This is a genomic window from Tenacibaculum sp. Cn5-46 (assembly GCF_022347705.1).
Taxonomy (GTDB): Bacteria; Bacteroidota; Bacteroidia; order Flavobacteriales; family Flavobacteriaceae; genus Polaribacter; species Polaribacter aiptasiae.
Window position 1 is genome coordinate 744,629 of record NZ_JAKRGD010000001.1, and the last position, 22,298, is coordinate 766,926.

Annotated in this window: 24 protein-coding genes and 5 tRNA genes; 16 read left to right on the plus strand and 13 right to left on the minus strand. The window is 28.3% G+C overall.

All coding sequences use genetic code 11. The annotated features are described in order from the left end of the window. Positions 1-7: 7 nt before the first annotated feature. From MHN29_RS03510 to MHN29_RS03540, 7 genes are all read left to right on the plus strand, one after another. A complete protein-coding gene (locus tag MHN29_RS03510) occupies positions 8-1,966 on the plus strand; it encodes an adenylate/guanylate cyclase domain-containing protein (protein ID WP_235272853.1) in 1,959 nt (652 codons plus the stop codon). Positions 1,967-2,048: 82 nt separating this feature from the next. Further along, a complete protein-coding gene (locus MHN29_RS03515) occupies positions 2,049-2,966 on the plus strand; it encodes a hypothetical protein (RefSeq protein ID WP_235272852.1) in 918 nt (305 codons plus the stop codon). Positions 2,967-3,069: 103 nt separating this feature from the next. After that, positions 3,070-3,363, plus strand: coding sequence for a hypothetical protein (locus MHN29_RS03520; protein ID WP_235272851.1), 294 nt, complete (start codon positions 3,070-3,072; stop codon positions 3,361-3,363). Between the two features lie 162 nt (positions 3,364-3,525). Further along, positions 3,526-5,001 (plus strand): type 2 lanthipeptide synthetase LanM, encoded by a 1,476-nt coding sequence (gene lanM, locus MHN29_RS03525; protein WP_235272850.1) that lies wholly within the window; start codon positions 3,526-3,528, stop codon positions 4,999-5,001. Positions 5,002-6,688: 1,687 nt separating this feature from the next. Next, positions 6,689-6,931 carry a hypothetical protein gene (locus MHN29_RS03530; protein ID WP_235272849.1) on the plus strand — a complete coding sequence of 81 codons (243 nt, stop codon included), beginning with the start codon at positions 6,689-6,691 and terminating at the stop codon, positions 6,929-6,931. An 88-nt stretch (positions 6,932-7,019) separates the two neighbouring features. Beyond that, positions 7,020-7,487: a hypothetical protein gene (locus MHN29_RS03535; protein ID WP_235272848.1), complete on the plus strand. Its 468-nt coding sequence runs from the start codon at positions 7,020-7,022 to the stop codon at positions 7,485-7,487. Between the two features lie 165 nt (positions 7,488-7,652). Next, on the plus strand, positions 7,653-8,648 hold the full coding sequence (locus tag MHN29_RS03540) for a hypothetical protein (protein WP_235272847.1): 996 nt from the start codon (positions 7,653-7,655) through the stop codon (positions 8,646-8,648). Between the two features lie 61 nt (positions 8,649-8,709). Here MHN29_RS03540 and MHN29_RS03545 read toward each other — a convergent pair whose 3' ends face one another. After that, a complete protein-coding gene (locus MHN29_RS03545) occupies positions 8,710-8,889 on the minus strand; it encodes a hypothetical protein (protein WP_235272846.1) in 180 nt (59 codons plus the stop codon). 852 nt (positions 8,890-9,741) lie between these two features. On the opposite strand from MHN29_RS03545, the gene MHN29_RS03550 reads away from it, so the two are divergent. Further along, complete coding sequence (locus MHN29_RS03550) at positions 9,742-10,116, plus strand: nuclear transport factor 2 family protein (RefSeq protein ID WP_235272845.1); 375 nt, start codon at positions 9,742-9,744, stop codon at positions 10,114-10,116. Between the two features lie 462 nt (positions 10,117-10,578). Here MHN29_RS03550 and MHN29_RS03555 read toward each other — a convergent pair whose 3' ends face one another. The 3 genes from MHN29_RS03555 to MHN29_RS03565 are packed head-to-tail and all read right to left on the minus strand — an operon-like array spanning position 10,579 to position 12,318. Next, positions 10,579-11,004 (minus strand): DUF2147 domain-containing protein, encoded by a 426-nt coding sequence (locus MHN29_RS03555; protein ID WP_235272844.1) that lies wholly within the window; start codon positions 11,002-11,004, stop codon positions 10,579-10,581. Between the two features lie 44 nt (positions 11,005-11,048). After that, complete coding sequence (locus MHN29_RS03560; protein ID WP_150899777.1) at positions 11,049-11,576, minus strand: HAD family hydrolase; 528 nt, start codon at positions 11,574-11,576, stop codon at positions 11,049-11,051. Beyond that, positions 11,560-12,318 carry a Rossmann-like and DUF2520 domain-containing protein gene (locus MHN29_RS03565; protein ID WP_235272843.1) on the minus strand — a complete coding sequence of 253 codons (759 nt, stop codon included), beginning with the start codon at positions 12,316-12,318 and terminating at the stop codon, positions 11,560-11,562. Before MHN29_RS03565 ends, MHN29_RS03560 begins: the two co-directional genes overlap by 17 nt. Positions 12,319-12,489: 171 nt before the next feature. Here MHN29_RS03565 and MHN29_RS03570 point away from each other — a divergent pair, with 171 nt between their 5' ends. The 3 genes from MHN29_RS03570 (at position 12,490) to MHN29_RS03580 (ending at position 14,846) form a co-directional block, all read left to right on the plus strand. Continuing rightward, positions 12,490-13,899 carry an MATE family efflux transporter gene (locus tag MHN29_RS03570; RefSeq protein WP_235272842.1) on the plus strand — a complete coding sequence of 470 codons (1,410 nt, stop codon included), beginning with the start codon at positions 12,490-12,492 and terminating at the stop codon, positions 13,897-13,899. Between the two features lie 100 nt (positions 13,900-13,999). Beyond that, on the plus strand, positions 14,000-14,716 hold the full coding sequence (gene bshB1 / locus MHN29_RS03575) for a bacillithiol biosynthesis deacetylase BshB1 (protein WP_235272841.1): 717 nt from the start codon (positions 14,000-14,002) through the stop codon (positions 14,714-14,716). A gap of 56 nt (positions 14,717-14,772) precedes the next feature. After that, a tRNA-His gene (locus MHN29_RS03580) sits at positions 14,773-14,846 on the plus strand. 85 nt (positions 14,847-14,931) lie between these two features. Here the strand turns inward: MHN29_RS03580 and MHN29_RS03585 are convergent. Further along, the gene (locus tag MHN29_RS03585; protein ID WP_235272840.1) at positions 14,932-15,843 is read right to left on the minus strand and encodes a lysophospholipid acyltransferase family protein; all 912 of its coding nucleotides are present in this window, start codon (positions 15,841-15,843) and stop codon (positions 14,932-14,934) included. A 91-nt stretch (positions 15,844-15,934) separates the two neighbouring features. Between MHN29_RS03585 and MHN29_RS03590 the strand changes: the two genes are divergently transcribed. After that, positions 15,935-16,585, plus strand: a complete 651-nt coding sequence (locus MHN29_RS03590; RefSeq protein ID WP_235272839.1) for a rhomboid family intramembrane serine protease — start codon at positions 15,935-15,937, stop codon at positions 16,583-16,585. Positions 16,586-16,615: 30 nt separating this feature from the next. Here the strand turns inward: MHN29_RS03590 and MHN29_RS03595 are convergent. The 6 genes from MHN29_RS03595 to MHN29_RS03620 form a co-directional block, all read right to left on the minus strand. Continuing rightward, positions 16,616-16,688: transfer RNA gene (locus MHN29_RS03595), tRNA-Gly, on the minus strand. A gap of 44 nt (positions 16,689-16,732) precedes the next feature. Beyond that, positions 16,733-16,805 (minus strand) — tRNA-Gly (locus tag MHN29_RS03600). A 44-nt stretch (positions 16,806-16,849) separates the two neighbouring features. Beyond that, positions 16,850-16,922, minus strand: a tRNA-Gly gene (locus MHN29_RS03605). A gap of 128 nt (positions 16,923-17,050) precedes the next feature. Further along, on the minus strand, positions 17,051-17,497 hold the full coding sequence (locus tag MHN29_RS03610; RefSeq protein ID WP_235272838.1) for a GNAT family N-acetyltransferase: 447 nt from the start codon (positions 17,495-17,497) through the stop codon (positions 17,051-17,053). Between the two features lie 385 nt (positions 17,498-17,882). After that, positions 17,883-18,077, minus strand: coding sequence for a hypothetical protein (locus MHN29_RS03615; RefSeq protein ID WP_235272837.1), 195 nt, complete (start codon positions 18,075-18,077; stop codon positions 17,883-17,885). A 367-nt stretch (positions 18,078-18,444) separates the two neighbouring features. After that, a complete protein-coding gene (locus MHN29_RS03620) occupies positions 18,445-18,597 on the minus strand; it encodes a hypothetical protein (RefSeq protein WP_235272836.1) in 153 nt (50 codons plus the stop codon). 369 nt (positions 18,598-18,966) lie between these two features. Here MHN29_RS03620 and MHN29_RS03625 point away from each other — a divergent pair, with 369 nt between their 5' ends. Both MHN29_RS03625 and MHN29_RS03630 read left to right on the plus strand, forming a co-directional pair. Further along, positions 18,967-19,737 (plus strand): MBL fold metallo-hydrolase, encoded by a 771-nt coding sequence (locus MHN29_RS03625; RefSeq protein ID WP_235272835.1) that lies wholly within the window; start codon positions 18,967-18,969, stop codon positions 19,735-19,737. Next, on the plus strand, positions 19,737-20,168 hold the full coding sequence (locus MHN29_RS03630) for a GNAT family N-acetyltransferase (RefSeq protein WP_235272834.1): 432 nt from the start codon (positions 19,737-19,739) through the stop codon (positions 20,166-20,168). Before MHN29_RS03625 ends, MHN29_RS03630 begins: the two co-directional genes overlap by 1 nt. A gap of 39 nt (positions 20,169-20,207) precedes the next feature. Here MHN29_RS03630 and MHN29_RS03635 read toward each other — a convergent pair. Then, positions 20,208-20,281 (minus strand) — tRNA-Met (locus tag MHN29_RS03635). Between the two features lie 105 nt (positions 20,282-20,386). Between MHN29_RS03635 and MHN29_RS03640 the strand changes: the two genes are divergently transcribed. Further along, the gene (locus tag MHN29_RS03640; RefSeq protein ID WP_150899788.1) at positions 20,387-20,770 is read left to right on the plus strand and encodes an START-like domain-containing protein; all 384 of its coding nucleotides are present in this window, start codon (positions 20,387-20,389) and stop codon (positions 20,768-20,770) included. Positions 20,771-20,867: 97 nt separating this feature from the next. Beyond that, positions 20,868-21,701 carry an aminotransferase class IV gene (locus MHN29_RS03645; protein ID WP_235272833.1) on the plus strand — a complete coding sequence of 278 codons (834 nt, stop codon included), beginning with the start codon at positions 20,868-20,870 and terminating at the stop codon, positions 21,699-21,701. Here the strand turns inward: MHN29_RS03645 and MHN29_RS03650 are convergent. Next, the gene (locus tag MHN29_RS03650; protein WP_235272832.1) at positions 21,698-22,255 is read right to left on the minus strand and encodes a YqgE/AlgH family protein; all 558 of its coding nucleotides are present in this window, start codon (positions 22,253-22,255) and stop codon (positions 21,698-21,700) included. The genes MHN29_RS03645 and MHN29_RS03650 overlap by 4 nt on opposite strands. Positions 22,256-22,298 lie beyond the last annotated feature (43 nt).

Below are 22,298 nucleotides of genomic sequence, written 5' to 3' on the forward strand. Positions count from 1 at the left end.
GAGTTAAGTGAAAAAATCATTTAAAGATATTATTTTAATAGAGAAGTATAAACTAATAATAATGCTTCTCTGTTTTTTATTTTGTCATTTTTCTGTTTTTGGTCAATTAGATCAAAAATCTGTAGCAGATAGTTTACTCAAAACAAGTAGAAAGTATTTAAAAGAGGGAGATTATAAAGTAGCTCGTAGTCATCTTGAAAACAGTTTAACTATTTATCAAAGTTTAGGGAACAATAAATTTATTGGGAATTGTTACAGTAAAATAGCAACAACATATTACTACCAAGGAGAGTTTTCAAAAGCGCTCTCAAATTATACAAAAAGTATAGAATATTTTGAAAAATCAAATTTTTTAAAGGGAGTAGCTTCATCACATAATAACATTGGAGCTATATACTACTACCTAGGGAATTATTCTAAGGCATTGGATTATTATAAAAAATCTTTAAGTATTCAAGATAAACTTAATAATGAACTTCAAGTTGCTTTTGCTACTCAAAATATTGGAGGAATTTATTTAGAGTTAAATGATTTAGAAAAAGCTAAAAGAAATTTCTTATTAGCAAAAGAGGTTTATAATCAGAAAAAAGAAATGATATCGCTTTCTAAAGTTTTAAATAGTATTGGAGATGTTGATTTAAAAGAGCAAAATTATGATGCTGCTTTAAATAATTTTAAAAAGTCTCTAAAAATAGCGAAAAGTAATAATGAGAAGCAAATTCAGATAGAAGTATTATTTAACTTGGGTAAATTGTATGAATTAAAAAAAGCTTATCAAAAATCATTATTGAATTACAAAACATCGTTAAAACTTTCAAAAGAAATAAATAATAACCTCTATGAGAGTTCAAATCTTATAGCTATAGGAAATATAGATCAAAAGCTTAAAAATAAATTTGAAGCAATAAAGAAATGTAAGAAAGGATTAGAGATAGCAGAAAAAATAAACGCTATTTCAATTCAAGAGGAGGCCTGTAAATGTTTGTATGAGGCATATAAAGAAACAAATAATTTATTTGCTGCTCTACAGTATAATGAACAAATGCATAGGTTGAAAGACAGCTTAAATCTAAAGCAAACCTCTGATAAAATACTTAACATGCAGTTTGAAAAAGAAATGATTCTCGATAGTATTGCGCATGTTGAAAAGACAAGGAAAGCAGAATTGTTGCATAAAAAAATAGTTCAAAAAAAAGAGAAACAGCGTAACGTTTTTATAATAGTGGGAGCTTTTATCTTTATTATGGCTATTGGAATTTTTAGCAGGTTGCGATTTGTAAAAAAATCCAAAGAAAGATTGCAAGTAGAAAAAGATCGCTCAGAACATTTACTACATAATATTCTTCCAGAAGAAGTAGCTAAAGAGTTAAAAGAAAAAGGATATGTTGATGCAAAAGATTTTGAAACGGCGTCAATTTTATTTACTGATTTTAAATCATTTACTGAGAAAGCATCTCTTCTAACTCCGAAGGAATTAGTAGAAGAAATAAATGAATGTTTTAAAGCCTTTGATAAAATTATTGAGCATTATAATATTGAAAAAATTAAAACAATAGGGGATGCTTATATGGCTGCAGGAGGTTTACCAAAACCAGATAAAGATGCAGTAAAAAAAATCATTTTAGCAGCGATTGAAATGCAATTGTTTATAACAAATAGAAAACAGGAAAATTTTGAAAAAAATAAACAAGCCTTTGATATGCGTATAGGTATTCATGTAGGGCCTATTGTTGCAGGAATAGTTGGTGTTAAAAAATTTCAATATGATATATGGGGAGATACAGTTAACATAGCAAGCCGAATGGAAAGTAATGGAGAGGTAGGAAAGGTTAACATTAGTAATAAAACGTATGAGTTGGTTAAAGATGAAAAAGATTTAGTTTTTGAATATAGAGGAAAAATATCAACTAAAGGAAAAGGAGAACTAGAAATGTACTTCGTAAGTCTAAAGAAAGAAATTGAATAAAAGTTTTTGTCAGTTATTTTGACATTTCTGTCGAATAACTTAAAGGTACATTTACTCTGTAATCAAATAACGAGAATAAGGAGTGGATGTTCAGAAGAAAAATAAAAACTTACTTTCACAAGTTTTAGCAAATAAAAATAAAGATACAGTCCCAGGTGTAATTACCTTAGTTAAGGAATTAATGGAGGCAAACTCTTCAGAGTCTAATACTTTAAAAATAGAAGAATTAAACTTAAAAATTCATGCTGCTTTTTTATTGGCTAGAGAAAAGGAATTGAATGCATCAGAAAAAGCTTTTGATAAAATTATACTTTACATGAATGATTTATTTAATTATGAAAGTTTTGAATTTTATTGCAGCCAGCTATTATACTTACCAGGGAAATCTTATTTAGAATTTAAAAAAGGAGAAAGAGACAGTACAATTTCAATGGTGAAAAAAAGTATTGAATATGCTGTGACTTTACAAAACTACTCATCATCACATAATATAGGGGTATATATCTCTCAAATGCTAGATAATTTAGCTAGAGTTTATTTGGTATTTAATGAAATTAAAGAATGGCAAAATATAGTACTAGAAAATATTCATTTTTTGACAAATAATCACTTACCATCATTTTGTGAAAACTTTATTCCATCACATGATTTTAGTGCTAATCCACATAAGCATTTAATGTTAATAGGGATTATAAACAATACAATAATGAGTATTGTAAGAAACAATTTGATAACTGAAAACAATTTGATTAACTCTATTGTTTTAACAAAAACATCAGAACCATTGATAAAGCAGATTAATAAATGGGTGTTACTAAATCGTTTGTTAACAAAACAAGAAGGAGGAACAAAATCATTTGAAATGGCTTACAATGAATTTTTAAGCTATAAAAATAATAAGCATGATAATTTAAGAATACTAAAGTTGTACTTGAAAAGTAGAATTAAGAAAGAAAGAGTGCAACTATATAGCAACCAGTGTTTAATGATAGGAGTATAGACATTTTCATCAGTTTATTAGGCATTTTTATCACTAGTAATCAAAATATATTTACATCATAGAAATCAAATAAATATTAACTATAAACTTAAACTTTAAAATTATGGAAACATTAGAAATCAGAAAGAACAATCAAAAATTTATCAACGACGTAATTAGTAAAGCTAATCAAGATTCAGCTTTCAGGCAAGAATTATTAGCAGACCCAGAAAAAGCATTAAAGGCGTTTAGTCCAAAATTCGGAATGCCAAAAGGATGGGATGTTGTTGTAGAAGATCAAAAAGATACAGTATTTATTGATTTTGTAAGATCAGAAGATGTTGAGCTTTCTGAAGAAGATTTAGAGCAAGTAGCTGGAGGATCTTGGGATTGGTGTATTTTATCTAACCAAAACTAATAAGAGTTTACAAAATATTAAGAGAGACTGTTTTAGAAAAACAGCCTCTTTTTTATTTAATGGTATTATATAAGCACTTTTAATAATAGTTTTCTTTTAAAATATAAGAAGCATTAGTAAGACTAGGAAACAAAGATTATTTATCACTTAAAATAGAATTCAATGACTAAACAACCTCAAAAAACAATGCCGTTTCAATTAGATATGAATACAAGGCTTAAGCAAAGCATTTGCACAACTTTTGAACAGGTTTTGCTAGAGCATATGAATCTTTATAAGGAAAAGGATGATTTTTGTTTTGACAAATATTTTAAAGAGTTAGAGTTAACCAATTGGAAGGATTTTTATAATCAATTTCCAGCAATTGAAAATATTTTAAAAACACAGCAGAAGAACATAGATGTTTTATATAAAGAAATTACAAAAGCTTTTCATAGGGATAAATATTTTTTATTAAGAGATAATTTACTTGATGGAGAGGAATTTCAAGATATAAATATTGGTCAAGGAGATTTACATAACGGAAAATCTACTGCGCTCTTAACCTTAGAGGAAAATAAAAAAATAGTATATAAGCCTAGTTCAGGTAAGATTACAATAGCTTATAATTCTTTATTGGATTGGATAAGTAAATATTTTGAATTAGGAGATTATAAATATGATATTTTAAATAAAGAAAGTTATCACTGGTTAGAGTTTGTTGAGTATAAAGAATGTAAATCTGAAGAAGAATTAAAACAATATTATAAAAGATCAGGTTTTATTCTTTGTATCATATATCTATTGAATGGTACAGATTTTCATTATGAAAATTTAATAGCCAAAGCTTCTTCTCCTGTTATAATAGATCATGAAACTATTATTCAGCCCAAAAAATCAGAAGAGTATAAACATTTTTTTAAGGATATAGGTGTCGAAGAGTTGTCAGATTCGGTTTTGAACAGTTTACTGTTACCTAGTAAAGAAATGACATCTGAAAAATCTAACTGGTTATGTGGTTTTGGTTATAGTAAAAAGTACAATGAAAAAGTTTTAAAAAAAGAAGGGTTATATAGATTTACCAAAGATTGGAAAATGGTTTCTCGATTAATAACTAAAAATTTTTATAAACATAATATCCCTATGCTAAAAGGGGAAAGAGTTTATTATAATGAATATATCAATGAACTAATTTCAGGGTTTGAAAGTTGTTACAAATTCCTATTGGAAAAAAGAGTTTTTTTATTATCCCAAAAATCTCCTATTAAAAACTTTGAAAATGTGCCTGTGCGTTTTATATGGAGAGCAACAAATATTTATGGTAAGATTTTGAGGTTTATGAATCTTCCAAAAAATTTAAAAAACAAAAAGGAATACGAACAGAAAATTAGAAAATATTTGGCAGTAGCATTTAAAAACGTACCAAAGAATTCTAATTTATGGTTAATTTACGAGCATGAAGTAGCTCAAATTTTAAGGGGAGATGTTCCTTATTTTGAAATTAATTCATCGTCTCGAGATTTAATTACTGAGTTTGGAGTTATTAAAAATTTCTTTGAGTTAAGTTGCATTGAAAACTTTGAAAGAAAACTTAGAAAGTTTTCTGTAGAAGATTTAGAGTTTCAGAAAAAAATAATTGTAGATAGTATAGAAAGTTAAAGCAAGTACTTTTTTAAAAAGCTATTAATCTTGAAAAACTGAGTAATTATCACTAATAATACTATAATTACTTTTTTAGGTTAGGGAAATCTAATTAATTGGTAATATATCTTAGTTTTTATGATTTAGATAATATTCTAAATTCCAGTCTTTTTTACTTCAAATAAAAAAGAAAAGAAGTAATCTGCCATCAAGGATACTTCTTTTCTTAAAACTAACTAATCAATCTAACTATGTAATGAAAAAAACAAAATCTTTATTTATACTTCAAAGATAGTTAGAGAAAGAGGTTGTGTTTTTTAAAATTAGATGAAAAGCAATAAAGTTTCGTTGAAGAAACTTTTCCTACAAACAAAACGGAAATAGGTAAGTTCTCCTTATGTAAGAAAAACAATGAGGAGTTTAATTATATGTTTTACGAAAGGTTTATTCATGTTTTCCTCTAAAATTCCTCAATGAAGCTTTCTAAACTAATTTTTGATTTCGATGGCAAAATTAGATATAAAAAACTTCTGTAGTTTATTTCGTTCAGGGGACCGAATCTAAATATAACTATATCCTCATTGCCTAATAAAGATACTTAATTATTAAATAAGGTTATTTAAAAATGTTAATATTTGATAAGAGAAAGAAAAAATAATATTAAAAAAGCTGATTTAAATAAAAAATCATCATTTGATTCTTATTAATTATTTTGAGTGTTTGCTTGAAAATTTTGTTGTTTTAGAAAAAGATGTTTAGAAGTAAAATAACTTCCTACATAGTTCTTTTATAAAAAAGACCTCGATAAAAGGGAATATCGAGGTCTTATTAGGGGACTAACACAATGAAATTATTTTGAGCAAATCTATATGTTGGAAACGAATAAATAAAGTTAAAAATTTCAAAAAAAACTAGTTAAAATAAGTTGCTTAAAGATTGTATATAACAATTAAAAAGAGTTTGATTGTTAATACTTTTTCGTGAAGAAACATTGAAGCTTTATAAGCAAAAAAGGAGCTCATTTCTGAAACCCCTTAATTATTCATTACAAGTGTCATCCCCATAACACATTAGCCGCGAAAATAGGATACAAAAAATTATAAAATGAAGAAAAAGACGTAAAAAAAGTAAGGTAAAACCGTAAAAAACAGAAGAGTTATAAAAGCTAGTTTAAAACTTTTTTGGTTTGTTTTTTAGTTAAGTTGTTGCTCTACAGTGTTTTTAATTTATAATGTTTCAAGGATGTGATTAAGAATCCAATTCCAAATCCAATAAAAACACCTTTTATTAGGTCAGAAAGGTTAAAAAGGTATCCGAATATGTAAGAAAAAGATATTGAGATTAATCCTAAAATAAATAAAATGAGTATTCTTGATTTTTGCATAGTTAATTGTTTATTATAAGTAGCAAAAAAGTAGAAAGTGTTACAACCTTTTTTAGTCTAAAATTTAAAGAAGTCTAAGAATTAAAGCAGAAAACAAAAACAATTTACAATGCCAGTAAAATCACAGTCCTTAAATTTGGTGAAATTACATAGCAGTGGCAGGTTGAAAAATTAGAGACTATTAAACCTATGAAGGAATTAGAAGGAAAATTAAAATTAGCCCCAAAGAAATTAATTTAACATATAAAGAGGTCTTTTTAGTTTCAATAAACTCTATATTTAGTTGATTTTAACAATTTTTCATAAAATAAAAATAAACGAATGACTGAAAATTTAGCAATAACTAAAATAAAAGAAGAGTTAGGGAAAGCAGAAGTCATGCACCCAAATTGGCCAAAAGATATATTGCATCAAATAGCAATAGTAAATGAAGAGTCGGGAGAAGCAACTAGAGCTGCACTACAGTTTGAATATGAAGGAGGGAAAATAGAAGAAGTAGAAAAAGAGTTAATACAAACAGCAGCTATGTGTATTAGAATGTTAAAAAATATTGAATCGATTTAATTGAATTGCTATGCATATAAATATAGTTTCAGGGAAAATTAATTTGTTTTTTAAAAAAGATTTTAAAAAAAAGTTTACAATCTTTTTATTGAAACCAATATTAATAACAGCTTTGTTTTTAGCAGACTTTTTTCTCTTACCTGAGACAATTGTAAATGATTCAATTTCTTATGTGAGTTTTATAAAAACACCACAAACTTCACAAGATAATTCTGTAAGAGCTAATAAAAGTATTGGATATAAATATACAACTGCAAATGGTCTAAAGTTTTCTACTATAGAAACTAAAATAGAATCACCTAAGATAAAATTAACAGTAAGCCCGCTTTTTAAAACGGTAAAAACAGTAAAAACATCCGAAAATGTAGGTGTAGCTTTAGCATCGGGATTTAATGGTTTTAATAAGCTTTTATTGATTTTGTTTAATGGGGTTATAATGATTTCAATTGTTTATGTGAATATAACTAAGAAGATAACTGAAAACGCTCGACTAAATTTAATCTTTTTTAACTTGTTTATTATAGCTGTATGGATTTGTGCATTAATTTTAATTTAATACAGCTAAAAAAAAATCTTAAGAGAAATATAGTCAATCCTTTTATTACTAGTAGTTTTATAAAGGTTTATCTGTTTTAAAGCAGATGGATTTATGTTTTATAAAGTAGTTTTTGCAACATTAATAATTATTATCAGTCCTTTATAAAACACTAAAAAGCAAATAATGGATGTTTTAAGAATGCTTGCAATTTTTTGTGCAATTAGTTTTGCTACGAAAAATTCTAAAGCTAATCTAGATTTTAGATTAGAAGATAAAATTAGAATAAGAGAGGCGATTAAGATTTCAGAAACTTATGGAGATGCTATTTGGAAGGGGTTTAATAGCTCTCCTTTTACAATTATTTTAGTTACAGATAAGTATGAATACCTGATTAATCATCCGAATCCAACTAAAGATTTTAAACTAATAGGTAAAGATGAAATTTTAAAGACTGAAGTTTATGTGCGAAAAAAACAGTTTAATAAACGTTTTCTAGCTACATTTCCTGCTGTTAATGGAGTTAATTGTATTGTCATTGGAACACCAGAAAATACAGGTCTTAATTCAACTGAATGGATCATTACTTTGTTGCATGAACGTTTTCATCAATATCAATATAATTCACCCAACTATAACAAAGATGCGTTAGCATTAGGGATTTCAAAAGGAGATCAAACTGGAATGTGGCAACTAAATTATCCATTTCCTTATGAAGATATTAGTGTAAATAAATATTATGATAAGTATACAGAGTTTTTAATAAAAGCAGTAAAGGCAAGAAATAACAAGAATTGGGAGAAAGTATATAAGCAGTATATAGATAAGAGAAAAGAATTTAAAGGGTCTCTGAGAGAAGATGATTATAAATACATTTCTTTTCAATGGTATCAAGAAGGAATTGCTAGATATACCGAATATGCATTTTTGAAATTATTGCAAGGTATTGAACCTTCAAAAGAAGTTTTAAATTTAAAAGATTTTGTGGCTTATGAAATGTATTTAAAAGAGTTTTATACTCGACATTTAGAAAATGTAAAAAAAATGAAGCTTTCAAAGGAGAAGAGAATAACTGTTTATGATATAGGATTCGCAGAAGCTCTTATAATAGAGCATGTTAATAAAGATTGGAAAGATAAATATTTAATTGAAAAATTTGATCTAAAAAAACTATACAATTAGAGCAGTAAGAAGTTAAACTACTGAAGTTTGTAACCAAGAACTTCAGCAGTTTGATTATTAATTATAGTAAGGTACAATGTCCCCATGAATCACAATAACATGGCTCCCTAAAAATTTCCCCATTTGGAAATCTTGCACAACACATTCTACGTCCACATTGAGACCATCTAAATCCACCGTTAATAGTTTTTTGTTCTTTTTTGTTTAGGGGAGTACCTAATTTTGAAATGTTATTTAACATAGTTTTGAAAATTAAAGTTTCTCAAATTTAGATAGATATAATTCTTTTTATACGAGAAATTCCATAAAAAAAGTAAGGCGAATCCATAATAATAGCCAATATTGAAAAGTATTGATAAAATAAAAAGGAGCATAAAAATGCTCCCTTCATAGTGTAAAAATGAAAAGCCCCCTAGCAATTCAATTTCGGATTTTTAGACGAGCAATTTTTTAAAACTTACAAGAGATTTTCTTAAAAAAAATGAAAAATGCTCCTTTCGGAGCATTATCACTAACTATTAAAAACTGATTTACCTTAATTTAACCTTATGTTTTTGATTGAAACAAGGATTTGATGATAATAAAGAACGCTTCCGAAGAAGCATCCTCTATTATATTAATTCAAGGGAAACACATTAATTAAACTGTTAAGATTGAATTTACCCTAAGTAATTAACATTTTTTTAAGATAATTTTTAGAGTTACTAATCAAAAGGTTAGAATTTTTTAATTTGAAGAGTCTTTTTAAAAGGTTGTTTTTTAATGATTTGAGCTATCAAATTACAGGTAAGGTGTAACAATGTTATTTTAAAGATGTCCTTTTCTAAAAATATTTTATATTAAAGTATTAATAAACTTAACAGTTTTAATTGTTTTACTATCAAATTCTTTAATATTTAAAGTACCAATTTATATTGTACAAGGAGAACAAGATATATTAACATCTAAAAAAATAAGTAAATTGTATTTTGAAAAAATAAAGGCGCCTCATAAAGGATATTTTACAATAAAAGGAGTAGGGCATAACCGAAATGAATTTATATTGAAAAAACAATTTGAAATTCTAAAAGAGAAGTTATAAAAACGAATAAAAATGAATAAAAAAGAGTTAGCTAATAAATACTTAGAGCATCTTGAAAATGGAGATGTTGAAAAGGTAATTGATTTGTTTAATGAAAACGGAATAGTCGATTCACCCATTTATGGAATAAAAAAAGCAAATCAGTTTTACCACGAGTTAAAAGATGATACTACAAATTCAAAGTTATACCTAAAAGGAATTTTTGAACAAAATGATTCAAACGATTTAGCGCTGTATTTTACTTATAAATGGACTTTGAAAAATAACACCAAAGTAGAGTTTGATGTTGTTGATATTATTGAATTAGATTCTGAAAATAAAATATCTAAGTTAAAAATAATATACGATACAGTTATAGCAAGAAAACTAGTTGAAGAATTAAATTAGTTCAACTAGTTAATGAAAAAAGTAAGCAATGAGGGAAGTAGTTGTTCTATTTTACTTGAGTTAATCAAATTATTAGTTTCCCTTAAAGTAATAAGAAGCTTGTTTTCTCAAGAAAATCTTGATGTTTAAATCAATCAGGGAATTGAATTTAAATATTTACTATCTCATTGCTCTATTGTATTTGTGTTATGATTTAAAAAATCTATGGACTAAAAAATAAAAAAAGAAGATATGAAATAAGAAAAATTCAAAAACGTAAGAGAGAAATGTAAATACGATTTTCTATATGAAATAAAAAAGGAGCACGGTTAAATGCTCCAGTGTTAATTAATGTTTTAGGTTTAATTAATTCAAATTCACTTAGTTAGTTGCTGTTTTTGATTAAACCTTACAAATATTTATATAAAAGTAAAGCCTAAATGATTTTTCATTTAGGCTTTACTAATATTTTTAGTTAATCAGCTATTTATTTTTATACCAATAAGCAGTTCTACCAAAAGCAGCAAAGCCTATATATCCACGAATTTTTAGCTTATTCTTATTTTCTAACTTTATATAGCATTTATATTCTTTACCATTTTTAGGATCTAAAATTTTTCCACCAGACCATTCATCACCATCTTTTTTCAACCCAGTTAAAATGTTCATACCTAAAATAGGAGCATTTTTACGTTTACCCTTACATTTGTCACATACGGCTTCTTGTCTATCTTTATCGGTAATCTCTATAATTTTAGCATAGGCTTTTCCGTTCTTTTCATAAATTTCAATTACAGAATCTACTTTGTTGGTTTTTTCGTCAATATTTTGCCATTTACCAAAGATAGATTGAGAAAAAATTGAACTACTAAAAGCGATACATAAAAAGGTAAAAATTATTTTTTTCATTTTTTATAAGTTTTATAGAGAGAAAATTTCAAAAATTATTCCAATTAATCGTATTGAGCATCAAAATTGCTATCCCATTTTTGTTGAACTCGCAATACTTGCTCTATCACATCTCGAGCGCAACCATTTCCACCAGTTTTATCAGAAATATACTTAGATACTTGTTGAATTTCTCTAACAGCATCATTAGGGCAACAAGGCATACCTACCAATTTCATTACGGGGAAATCTGGAATATCATCACCCATGTATAACACATTTTCTGTGTTTAAATTGTATTTTTCAACTAATTCATTGAATTGTTTTGTTTTATCATGTGCTCCTAAATAAATATCACTAATGCCTAAATTAGCCAAACGAGTACGTACCCCCTCGTTTTTACCTCCAGAAATAATACAAACTCTATAGCCAGCTTTAACAGCTGCTTTTAAGGCATAACCATCTTTAATATTCATTTGACGTACTAATTGTCCGTCAGGAAAAACAGTAACAATACCATTGGTTAATACTCCATCTACATCAAAAATAAATGTATCTATTTGAGGTAATATTTCTTTATAACTTTTCTCCATTGTTTTGGATTGATTTTGTAATTAATTTATAAATTTCTTGTTGTTCAGTATTTAACAATTCTAAATGATTTTGAATTGTATCTTGATCGTTTCTCTTAGCAGGACCAGTTTGTGCTTTTTCAGGCGATAGTTCAATAATTTTTCTTGAAGTTTCTTGAATTAAAGGAAGTAAAACTTCAAAAGGAACTTTATGCTCTGTACAAATATCAGAACCAATTTTATAAATATGATTGGTAAAATTGTTTACAAAAACCGCTGCTACATGTAATCTTTTTCTCTGTTCTGAATTTATAGCATATATTTTTTTCCCTATGGCTGAAGCTAATTGTTCAAGTATTGGAAAATCTTCTTCATTAGATGTTTCCAAACAAAATGGTATGGTAGAAAAATCTACTTCTTTTTCTTTTGAAAAACTTTGAAGAGGGTAAAACACACCAGATCGAGCATGTTTTTTTAACAAATCTAAAGGAGCGGAACCTGAAGTGTGAACCACTAATTGATTATTTGTTATTAATTCAGAAGAAACTTTTGCAATTGCATCGTCGGAAACAGCTATAATATATACATCAGCTTCATCAAGTAAGTCTAAAGAATTCGTTATAGAAGTTTGATGTTTAAAATCGATAACTTGTTCTATAGAACGCGCATATATTTGCGTTAATTCTACATTAGAAGCTTTTAAAAAAGCTTTGGCTAAATGTGTTGCTACATTGCCTCCTCCAAGAATACATACACGAATCATAATAGCGAAGATATATATATTTTTATGGAAGAGAAATTACTTAAAAATATTTTTTGCATATTTGTAGTATTATGATTGTTTAAGTTTTTTACTTCAGACTTGTCGTATATAACGACCCCAATTTCATCCTTAATACTTTAAGGAGTATTTTTCATATCAAAAAAAATAATGATGACAGAGAACAATCAAACAACCAAACAAAATATATTCTCACTTTTTAAAGACGCCGTTTTCGGAAAACAACAAGATTTTACACAAGGAAGTATCAATAAGGCTATTTTCATGTTGGCAATTCCTATGATTCTTGAAATGATGATGGAGTCAATTTTTGCTTTAGTAGATATCATTTTTGTGTCAAGAGTTAGTGTAAATGCCGTAGCAACAGTAGGACTTACAGAGTCTGTATTAACCTTAGTATACGCAGTAGCTATCGGGTTAAGTATGGCTGCAACAGCACTGGTAGCAAGAAGAACAGGAGAAAAAGATAGTGAAGGAGCAAATCAAACAGCTGTTCAGGTAATATTCTTAGGAATAGCGATTTCTATAGCAATTAGTTTTATAGGTATACTGTATCCAAAGGAAATATTAGGGTTAATGGGTGGAGAACCAGCCTTAATAGAAGAGGGATATCGATATACACAAATAATATTAGGTGGAAACATTACTGTAATGTTACTTTTTTTAATCAATGCAATTTTTAGAGGTGCAGGAAATGCTTCTATTGCTATGTGGACATTGATTTTATCTAATGGATTGAATATTATTTTAGATCCTATTTTTATTTTTGGACTAGGCCCTATACCAGCTTATGGTGTAGAGGGTGCAGCAATTGCTACTACAACAGGTAGAGGAGTAGCAGTGGTAGCACAATTATTAATACTGTTTTTTGGAGCAGGAAAAGTAAAATTAGCATTAAAAGACTTAGTACTTAGAACTTCAGTAATGATTAATCTAATAAAAACATCATTAGGAGGAATAGGTCAATTCATTATAGGTACATCGAGCTGGGTGTTTTTAATGTGGATAATGGCAAAATTTGGAAGTGAAGTTTTAGCGGGCTATACCATTGCTATACGTATAATGATGTTTACATTAATGCCTGCCTGGGGAATGAGTAATGCAGCAGCAACCTTAGTAGGACAAAATTTAGGGGCAAAACAGCCTGATAGGGCAGAAAAATCAGTATGGATTACTAGTAGATTATGTGCTTATTTTATGGGTGCTGTATCTCTTATTTATATCCTTTTTGCGCCTACTTTTCTAAGTTGGTTTTCAGATAGTACAGTAGTTATAGAAAATGGAGCTTTATGTTTACAAATCATGGCAGCTGGTTATATAGCTTATGCCTATGGAATGGTTATAATACAATCGTTTAATGGATCTGGAGATACGAAAACACCAACATTAATCAATTTTATATGTTTTTGGATGTTTCAATTGCCTTTAGCATATATATCAGCTATTGTCTTAGATTTTGGACCAAAAGGAGTGTTTTGGTCAATAACATTAGCTGAGGTACTTATTGCAGTAATAGGTATTTGGTTATTTAGAAAAGGAAAATGGAAAACAGTTCAGGTATAAAGGGAGTTTTATGCTTTAGTTAAACTTGTTTATAGAAAGAATAGAAATTTATAAATCAATTGTTATAGTTGATAATAATTAAGAAAAGAATATAGAATAAATGAAACTAGATATATTGGCATTTGGAGCACATCCAGATGATGTAGAGTTAGGTTGTGCAGCAACCATAGCAAAAGAAGTCTCTTTAGGAAAAAAAGTAGGAATTGTAGATTTAACAAGAGGAGAATTGGGTACTAGAGGATCTGCTGAATTACGAGATATAGAAGCAGCCAAGGCTGCCGAGATTTTAGGAGTATCTGTAAGAGAAAATTTAGGTTTTGCTGATGGGTTTTTTAGAAACGATAAAGAGCATCAGTTGGAAGTGATAAAGATGATACGTAAGTACAAGCCAGAAATAGTATTATGTAATGCTATTGATGATCGTCATATCGATCACCCAAAAGGAAGTAAGTTAGTATCTGATGCGTGTTTTTTAAGCGGATTGTTAAAAATAGAAACTGAGCTAGATGGAGTGTCTCAAGAAAAATGGAGACCAAAACAAGTATATCATTATATTCAATGGAAAAATATTGAGCCAGACTTTGTAATTGATGTATCAGGTTTCATGGATAAAAAGATAAAATCGGTATTAGCATACTCATCTCAGTTCTTTGATCCGAAAAGTAATGAGCCAGAAACACCAATAACAAGCAAAAATTTTACAGAAAGTGTAGAATATAGAGCAAAAGATTTAGGAAGATTGATTGGAGTCGATTTTGCAGAAGGTTATACCTCAGAACGTTACGTGGCGGTAGAAAATTTAAGTAAATTAATTTAAAAAAAAGTTTTGCAGATATGAGAAACTGTCTTATATTTGCACCCGCAAGTCACATGGTGGTTGTAGCTCAGTTGGTTAGAGCATCGGTTTGTGGTGCCGAGGGTCGTGGGTTCGAATCCCATCATCCACCCAAAAGCTTTCTCGTTTAGAGAAAGCTTTTTTTATTTTAAAATAGTAGATAAAATAAAAGTAAATGAAAAAATAAAGCTTCTCGATTATTTTCGAGAAGCTTTATAATTTTTACGCCATTCTTCATATTTATCTCTATGCTTAAAACGCTTATGAGACCATAAATAGAATTCGGGTTGGTCTTTAATATTCTTTTCTGTAATTTTTAGATATTTATCAGTAATTTGATAATTGTCAAATTCCTTAGGATTTTCTGTGATAAGTTCAAAATGGGTTTCAAAATACCCTCTTTTTATTTTTTTTGCTACGTAATTAACAACTGCAAAATCATATTTTTTAGCTAGCATTTCTGCTCCAGTATGAATAGGTACTTTAACTCCCATAAACTCGGTCCAGTAATGTGTTTTGTGTACTTGTGGAGATTGATCACTTAGTAGTATGTATAAACTTTGGATTTTATTCATATAGTCTTTGTGGATCCCTTTAACCGTTTCTGAAGTTTTAAAACCAGTGATGCCAAATTTCATTCGAGATTCTTTTACTTTTTTCTCAAAATATTTATTTCCTAATTTAGTATATGCTCCGGCAACATTAATGTTAAGAACAAGGGGTAGGTTAATAGACCATTCCCAATTAGCTTGATGCGCACCAACTAAAGCAATACTTTTTCCTTTCGCTGCAATTTCATTTATCAGTTCGGGATTTTTGTATTTGTAACGTTTCAATATCTCTTTTTCACTAATAGTAAAAGCTTTTACACTCTCAAAAATTAAATCGACAAAGTGTCTGAAGAATTTTTTAGATATTTTTTTTACTTCAGAATCATTCTTTTCTGGAAAAGCCATTTTAATGTTTGCTTCAACAACTTTTTTTCTATAACCAACTAGGTAGTATAGAATAAGAAAGAAGATATCTGAGAAGAAATATAAAATTCTCATTGGTAGTCTTGAAATCAACCAAACTATAGGATAAACAATAGAAAATAGTAGTAATTGCATGTTTTAAATTTAAAACGCAAATATCGCATTAAAATATCAATCTACTACTTTATTAACTTTTGATTATGTTTGTTGATATTTAAAGAAAGTTATGAGTCAGATAGTATTAGTATTGATAGTTGCCAATGTTTTAGTTTCCTATAAGGGATTTAACGATCTTCTTTTTTTTGATCGCTATAAATTTCAAGTTCAAAAAATTCTAAATGGAGAGAAAATAAGAATGATAACTTCTGGTTTTTTACATGCAGATTGGGCGCATTTAGGGTTTAATATGTATGCTTTGTATCTTTTTGGGGGCTTAGTAATCGGTAATTTTTCTACAATAAATTTTGCATTAATTTATTTGGGTAGTTTATTGTTAGGAAGTATGTATTCTTTATATCAGCATAAACATGAGTTTTATTATAGTGCAGTAGGTGCGTCTGGAGCTGTTTCTGGTATTATGTTTTCTGCAATTATGTTGTATCCTAGTAAAACATATAGTTTTATATTTTTCCCTTTTATAGACTTTCCGGCTTATGCGTTGGGAATAGGTTATTTAGTGTATTCAATTTATGGGATGAAGAAGCAATTGGGTAATATTGGTCATTCAGCGCATTTAGGTGGAGCTATAGGTGGCTATGTTTTAACATTGTTTTTAAAACCTAGTGTTGTTAGTAATAATCCAATAATGATTGGGCTTATGGGATTAATTATTTTAGTAATGTTTTTGTTTGGAGATAAGCTGAAGTTAAATGAATAAAAAAACCGAAACATTTGTTTCGGTTTTTTGAGCGAGAGACCGGGTTCGAACCGGCGACATTCAGCTTGGAAGGCTGACGCTCTACCAACTGAGCTACTCTCGCATTGATAAAGACTTTTTGACAATTACTTGTCATATTTTAATTTGAGCGAGAGACCGGGTTCGAACCGGCGACATTCAGCTTGGAAGGCTGACGCTCTACCAACTGAGCTACTCTCGCATAGGTAAAGACTTTTTGACAATTACTTGTCGTATTTTAATTTGAGCGAGAGACCGGGTTCGAACCGGCGACATTCAGCTTGGAAGGCTGACGCTCTACCAACTGAGCTACTCTCGCATTAGGTAAAGACTTTTAACAATTTCTTGTCGTTCTTTAACTTTTAATAACAATTAAATTACTTGTTGTTAAAAGCGGTTGCAAATATAGTATAGTTTCTATTATTTACAATGAAAAAAAAGAAAAAATTAATAGAATTTTTGATCTTCTCTCATAACTTTCAGAAAATGAAAGCCATAGATTTCAAAACCTTCGTTGTAGTAAAATTTGTGAGACTTTCTATTACCAGTGTAAGTATTTAGCTCTATTACTTCACAGCCTTTAGATTTTGTGTATTCATAAATCCAGTTAAAGAATTGTTTACCAATATTTTTCCCTCGATAGGTCTCGTCAATAATTACATGGTCAGGTTCAACACTTTTACCAGAGTAATGTCTTAAACTATACCAAAGTCCAGAAATTCCAATTAATTTATCATTGTCAAAAACACCAACACATTCATAAGTGTCATATTCAATCATTTCTGAAACACGTTTTTCTAAAATATCATGTGGAGTAGTGGTGTTTACCTTTTTTAGAAGAGGAAGAATAGACAAAATATTTTTTTTATCTATAGCTTTAAAGCTTAAATTCATAAATAGTTAATTTTTGTAAAGATAAAAAAAGGCTTGTATAAAAGAAGTTAAAAAAAGAAAAGAGGTTATCACCTCCAGACACCTCTTTTCTAAGATAACATTAAATTCTTGATAAAGTAATTTGTTGTTACATTATTAATTTCATTGTATTAAACAGGTAGGTTTTGATTAACCCTAAAAAAAAGAGTTATTTCACAGAAATAACTCTTTTTGGTCAATTAATAAAACAATTAAAAGAAAACCGTGGTTAACTTTTAATTGTTTTAATGTTGTGTCTAATTTTTTTAATGATTCAAAAATATATCTAAAAAGATAAGATTAGACATGAAAAACCATAAAATAAATAGGGGAATTCCATAAAAAAATCAGTAGGTAATAATTGTGTTTATTCTCTACACCCTTCTCGAGCCATACAATGGTCGAAAGCGTCAAAATCTTTAGGGTATTTTAAATTACAACGTGTATAGGCTCCGTGGCAATCATAAAAATCATTAGGGTCGGTATTGCCGCCAAAAAGTGTTTTTTGATCGAGTTTTGTAATTAATGAAATTCCTTTTAAGTCTAGGATTGAATTAGTCATAATACAGTTTTTTAATTATTTTGAAGGTTTACTGTATTGTAAAAGTAATGACAAAAAATTATGAATGAAAAGAAAATAGACCAGTTCTTTTACAAAGATGTTATATTGAGAAAAAAGCTTTTCTGTGTTTGTTTTTTATCTCTTTGATGTAGATAAAAAACAACTAAAAAAGAATAATAAGAAAGCTGGTACTTGTTATTTATTTAATAAAAAGTTTAGGATAATAAGAGTAAATCCAAAAGTAAACTTAAGTAAGTATAAGAATAATTTAATGATAAAAACCATAGCGTAAAATATTTACGACAAAGTTAATTATAAAGTTATAGAGATAAAAATTTATATAAACTATTATGATATAATTATGATTCTAAATGATTTTATAATCTTTAGAATTCTTGATAAGGCTATCGTAATATTCTTTATTTACAGTAATAGGAACTTCCAAATGAGAAAGTTTAATCTTAAAAAAGTACCCATCGGTTTTTAATAATTCTACTGTTATTGGTGCTGTTTTTTTCATGATATTTATTATTTATACCATCAAAAATACTAGTAGAAAATAGTAATTAACCTCGATTTTAGATTAGTCGGAAAAAGGATAAGATGAACTGCAAAAAATATACGATAAAGCAAAATTATATTCGTTGAATTGTAATAATGGATAAAAGGCATGGATTTATATGTAGGTAAATTACTATTATTAAAAAATAAAATAGTAACTTACTGGTAGCAATTATAAAGGGAATATAATAATAAACATATGGGGAAAATAAAACGGAAACTACGAAAAGTGGTATTGTTCAGCTTATTGTTATTTGTAAGTTTTAACTTTCAAGGACAAAATAAAGGGGTGAAAATTTCAGCTAAAAAAATAACAAACAATATATATATGCTACAAGGTCAAGGTGGTAATATAGGTTTGTTTATAGGAGATGAAAGTGTTTTTATGATTGATGATCAATTTGCGCCATTAACCAATAAAATTTTAGCAAAGGTTAAAGAAATATCGGAGAAACCAATTAAATATTTAGTGAATACACATTGGCATGGAGATCATACTGGTGGAAATGAAAATATGAAAAAACATGATGTTTTGATTTTTTCACAAGAAAATGTTCGAAAAAGAATGAGTACTGATCAAAAAGTGAGAGGAAGGCTGAAAAAGGCTTCTTCCAAAGAAGCTCTACCTGTTATAACTTACACGAAGGACATGAATTTTCATATTAACGGTGAAAATATACTTGTTTCACATGTGCATAATGCTCATACAGATGGCGATTCTCACATTTACTTTTTAAATAGTAATGTAATTCATATGGGGGATACGTACTTTCAAGGAAAATTTCCTTTTATTGATTTAGATAGTGGAGGAAGTATTGATGGGTATATTGCTTCTATAGATAAGGTATTATTAATGTCTAATGATAAAACGGTAATTATACCAGGACATCGAGGTTTATCAACTAAAGATGAACTAAAGGTTTATAAAAAAATGCTTGTGACTTTAAGAAATAGAGTTCAGAAGAGTATAGATAAAGGGAAAACATTAACAGAGGTTTCTAATGATGAAGATATAACTAAAGAGTATAAAGACGAATATGGAGGTTGGTTTATATCAGCAAAAGAAATAAGAGAAACTATTTATAAGAGTTTGAAATAATGATTGAGGTAAAAAAAATAATAGCAGGAGAAACTTCGAAAATAAGATTAGAGGTTTTACGTAAAGGAATAGATTTACCATATAAATTTAAGGAAGATTTAGAAGAGGATACGTTCCATTTAGGAGTTTTCTATAAAGAAAAATTGGTAACTATAGCGACGTTTATAAAGAATAATTTAAAAGATTTAGAAGGGGAACATTATCAATTGAGAGGAATGGCGACTTTACCTGAAGTCAGAGGAAAAGGCTTTGGGAAAATAATAATTGAAGAGGCTGTGAAGGTGTTAAAAACAAGAGGTATAAAATATTTGTGGTGTAATGCTCGTAAAGAGGTAACAATGTTTTATGAAAAATTAAAATTTGTGAAGGTAGGAGAAGAGTTTACAGTAGAAAAAGTAGGGCCACATTTTAAAATGTATACTAAAGTATAAAACAAAAAAAAACTCAAACTTATTAAGTTTGAGTTTTTGTAGCGAAGAGCAGATTTGAACTGCCGACCTCAGGGTTATGAATCCTGCGCTCTAACCAACTGAGCTACCTCGCCGTTTGCGGGTGCAAATATAGTACTTCTTTTTAATTGAACAATGGAAAAATGTAATTTTTTTTTAAAAAAATAAATATCTATCTTGCCTACTTTAAGAAAATACAAATGAGTAAAGTAAAATTCGAATTAGAGTTTCCTGTGCATGCTTCTCCGAGTATGTTATATCAATGCTTAGCAACTCCTTCAGGATTAGAAGAGTGGTTTGCTGATAGAGTGAATTCTCGAGGTAAAATAATGACTTTTATTTGGGATGGTTCTGAAGAAGAAGCCAAAATTGTTACCAAAAAAAATAATGAGTTAATAAAATTTAAGTGGACAGAAAGCGAAGGTGATGAAAGTTACTTTGAATTTAGAATACAAGTTGATCCTTTAACCAAAGATGTAGCGATTATTATTACCGATTTCGCAGACGATGAAGATGATGCTGAAGAAGCAAAATTGTTATGGGAAAATCAAATAGAAAATTTAAAGCATAACATAGGTGCTTAATATTTATATAGAACAATAAAAAAACTCGACATTTTGTCGAGTTTTTTTATGTGTAATAATTACCTAAGTCGTAATTTTGCAGTCAAATTTTTGAAGAATGATAAATTTTAACGGAGAAATAATTTCTGAAAACGAATTACAACTTTCAAGTGAGAATAGAGCATTTAAATATGGTGATGCTATTTTTGAAACGATAAAAGTATCAAAAGGAAAAGTAGTTTTCTTTGAAGATCATTATTTTAGGTTAATGGCTTCTATGAGGATGTTAAGAATGAAAATTCCGATGAAATTTACTTTAGAGTTTTTGCAAGATGAAATCTTAAAAACTATTGAAAACTTTGCAAGAACCAAAACTTATAGAGTTCGACTAACAGTTTATAGGAAAGACGGAGGTTTGTATGCGCCTAAATCTAATGAAGTAGATTATTTAATAGAAATAAAAGAGTTAGAGTACACTGAAAAAGCAGTTTATAAAGTAGACTTATTTAAAGACTTTTATAATTACTCAGGATTATTATCTACAGTGAAAACTACCAATAGAATGTTGAATACATTATCAGCTGTTTTTGCAGAGGAAAATGATTTAGATAATTGTATTTTATTGAATGAAAGAAAAGGGGTAGTAGAGGCAACTAATGGAAATATTTTTATCATAAAAAATAAGGTTATTAAAACTCCAGCTTTAACAGAAGGATGTATAAAAGGTGTTCTTAGAAAGAAGATTATTGAAATTGTAGAAAAACATCCAGAGTATACTCTTGAGGAAACTTCAATTTCTCCATTCGAAATTCAGAAGGCAGACGAAGTTTTTATAACCAACGCAATCATAGGAATACAGCCGGTTACTAATTACAGAAAGAAACAATTTGTTTCTGAGATAACAAACAAACTAAAAAGTAATCTTAATGTATTAATGCTTACAGCGAGTTAATTCATTTGAACATCACTAGGAGCATTAGCCCAAATTTTATATTTACCACCTTTTTGAAGTAATTGATCTTTCCAAAAGGTTTCGTTGTTGGTTGAAAGAATATTTCTGTAATCATTTTCTGATACAAACCAAGAGTTGGAAAAAAGCTCGTTTTCTAATTGATTTACTCCCCAACCAGAATATCCTAAGAAGAAACGAATGTCTGTTGGTTCTAAAAGATTATTATTAAGTAGCTCTTTTAAAAGTTCAAAATTCCCTCCCCAAAAGATACCATTAGCCACTTCAATACTATTAGGTATTAAATGAGGTACTTTGTGTATAAAGTACAAATTGTCTTGTTCTACAGGACCTCCTTGATATACAGTGAAATCACAGTCTATTTCAGGTACTAAGTCGTTTAGAGTGTAGTTTAAAGGTCTATTTAATATAAATCCAACCGAACTACTTTCAGTATGTTCTGTAAGCAAAATAATAGCTCTTTTAAAAGAACTATCATTTAAAATAGCAGGTTCTGCAATTAATAATCTGCCCCTTTCAGGTTTTAGTGCAACCATATCTCATTCTAGTTTGTTCTACTAAAATAAAGAAAATTTTAAT

Coding starts and splice junctions, on each gene's coding strand:
- MHN29_RS03520 (WP_235272851.1), top strand. CDS start 3,070: ATGGAAACATTAGAAATCAGAAAGAACAATCAAAAATTTATCAACGAC.
- lanM (WP_235272850.1), top strand. CDS start 3,526: ATGACTAAACAACCTCAAAAAACAATGCCGTTTCAATTAGATATGAAT.
- MHN29_RS03530 (WP_235272849.1), top strand. CDS start 6,689: ATGACTGAAAATTTAGCAATAACTAAAATAAAAGAAGAGTTAGGGAAA.
- MHN29_RS03540 (WP_235272847.1), top strand. CDS start 7,653: ATGGATGTTTTAAGAATGCTTGCAATTTTTTGTGCAATTAGTTTTGCT.
- MHN29_RS03545 (WP_235272846.1), bottom strand. CDS start 8,889: ATGTTAAATAACATTTCAAAATTAGGTACTCCCCTAAACAAAAAAGAA.
- MHN29_RS03550 (WP_235272845.1), top strand. CDS start 9,742: ATGAATAAAAAAGAGTTAGCTAATAAATACTTAGAGCATCTTGAAAAT.
- MHN29_RS03555 (WP_235272844.1), bottom strand. CDS start 11,004: ATGAAAAAAATAATTTTTACCTTTTTATGTATCGCTTTTAGTAGTTCA.
- MHN29_RS03560 (WP_150899777.1), bottom strand. CDS start 11,576: ATGGAGAAAAGTTATAAAGAAATATTACCTCAAATAGATACATTTATT.
- MHN29_RS03565 (WP_235272843.1), bottom strand. CDS start 12,318: ATGATTCGTGTATGTATTCTTGGAGGAGGCAATGTAGCAACACATTTA.
- MHN29_RS03570 (WP_235272842.1), top strand. CDS start 12,490: ATGACAGAGAACAATCAAACAACCAAACAAAATATATTCTCACTTTTT.
- bshB1 (WP_235272841.1), top strand. CDS start 14,000: ATGAAACTAGATATATTGGCATTTGGAGCACATCCAGATGATGTAGAG.
- MHN29_RS03585 (WP_235272840.1), bottom strand. CDS start 15,843: ATGCAATTACTACTATTTTCTATTGTTTATCCTATAGTTTGGTTGATT.
- MHN29_RS03590 (WP_235272839.1), top strand. CDS start 15,935: ATGAGTCAGATAGTATTAGTATTGATAGTTGCCAATGTTTTAGTTTCC.
- MHN29_RS03610 (WP_235272838.1), bottom strand. CDS start 17,497: ATGAATTTAAGCTTTAAAGCTATAGATAAAAAAAATATTTTGTCTATT.
- MHN29_RS03615 (WP_235272837.1), bottom strand. CDS start 18,077: ATGACTAATTCAATCCTAGACTTAAAAGGAATTTCATTAATTACAAAA.
- MHN29_RS03620 (WP_235272836.1), bottom strand. CDS start 18,597: ATGAAAAAAACAGCACCAATAACAGTAGAATTATTAAAAACCGATGGG.
- MHN29_RS03625 (WP_235272835.1), top strand. CDS start 18,967: ATGCTACAAGGTCAAGGTGGTAATATAGGTTTGTTTATAGGAGATGAA.
- MHN29_RS03630 (WP_235272834.1), top strand. CDS start 19,737: ATGATTGAGGTAAAAAAAATAATAGCAGGAGAAACTTCGAAAATAAGA.
- MHN29_RS03640 (WP_150899788.1), top strand. CDS start 20,387: ATGAGTAAAGTAAAATTCGAATTAGAGTTTCCTGTGCATGCTTCTCCG.
- MHN29_RS03645 (WP_235272833.1), top strand. CDS start 20,868: ATGATAAATTTTAACGGAGAAATAATTTCTGAAAACGAATTACAACTT.
- MHN29_RS03650 (WP_235272832.1), bottom strand. CDS start 22,255: ATGGTTGCACTAAAACCTGAAAGGGGCAGATTATTAATTGCAGAACCT.